The 1,150-nt window shown below is 36.9% G+C and carries 2 protein-coding genes and 1 pseudogene; all 3 read left to right on the forward strand.

Features of this window, described 5'->3' with window-relative positions; translation table 11 throughout:
• Window positions 1-174: pseudogene (locus K4I03_RS12120) on the forward strand (class I SAM-dependent methyltransferase); the annotation flags it as partial.
• Window positions 161-892, forward strand: a complete 732-nt coding sequence (locus K4I03_RS12125; RefSeq protein ID WP_227965578.1) for a hypothetical protein — start codon at window positions 161-163, stop codon at window positions 890-892. The pseudogene K4I03_RS12120 and the gene K4I03_RS12125, both read left to right, overlap by 14 nt.
• Window positions 889-1,150 (forward strand): hypothetical protein (locus tag K4I03_RS12130; protein ID WP_227965580.1); only part of this gene is annotated, 262 nt, incomplete at its 3' end. The genes K4I03_RS12125 and K4I03_RS12130, both read left to right, overlap by 4 nt.

The following is a 1,150-nucleotide window of genomic DNA, read 5'->3' on the forward strand; positions in this document are numbered from 1 at the left end:
ATGCGAGTGTTAAAAACAGGTGGAACACTTATTTTTAAATGGTCTGATGCTCAAGTTAATGTTAAAGAAATCCTAGAGTTACTCCCTTTCAGTCCTCTTTGTGGGCAGCAACGAGGGACAACTCATTGGATGACCTTTATGAAATTTGAGGAGGTGGCAGATGGTAAAGACTGATTTAACAAAAAAGGTAGAAAGAGCTTTGTGGGAAGAAACACATGAAAAGGTTCATGGCTGCTTTGAAGTAAAAATTGGCCTCCCAAAAACGCAGGCCATGATGACGGGTAATGAGGAGTTTGTGGACTATATAACATTTTCCTCTTATTCTGGAGAGTTTGTCTGTTATGAAATCAAGACATCCAAGTCCGATATTAAAAGTTCAGCAAAGCTCTCTTTTGTTGGTCATCGGAATTACCTAGTTCTGCCAGTTGAATTGTACGAAGAAGTACAAGAAGAAAAGTGGTTTAGAGACAAAATTCCCTATGGAATTGGCATCATGTGTTATTATAGCGCCTTGGTAGATACTGTAAAAATAGTCAAAAAATGCAAACGTTATGAGCTTTCAGTTGGTGCTCAAGCGCTTTTAATGGAGAGTATTACCAGGAGCATGGCTAGAGAAACCAATAGGTACTATAAGTCATCTTTAGCAGACGAAACGGTTGTTTTGACTAAGGGTGACTATCAAAGTCTACAAACTGAATTCAAGAGCACAAAAAAGCAACTTAACAAAACGGAACACGAACTTTCAGAACTCAAAGAAAATTTCTGGCCAATAATGGAATTCTTACTCAATCATGAGATTATCAATGAGGAAGAATTATGGGATGAAAAGATTGTTTACAATAAGTTGTTGGAGTATTTACAAGTAGAGAGCGAGGTTGAGGAAAAAGAATGAAGAATACTTACAATATTGACGAGTTTCAATTAATCTATGATTCATTGAAAAAGGTATATAGTGATATATCTGACAAAACGAATGTTCCTTACGCAGGGAGAATGGTGGTCTCCTCATTGACTGGTTCAATAATTCAGTTTGGCTATAATATGCCTGACAAACAGATTTTGTTGACCATAACAGAGGAGAAAAAGGTAACAATTACCATTAAAATCGGGGTGCATTATCAGGATGCTGATGACAGCATTGACATTTTAG

The sequence above is a fragment of the Streptococcus sanguinis genome (genome assembly GCF_020729725.1).
GTDB classification, from domain to species: Bacteria; Bacillota; Bacilli; order Lactobacillales; family Streptococcaceae; genus Streptococcus; species Streptococcus sanguinis_V.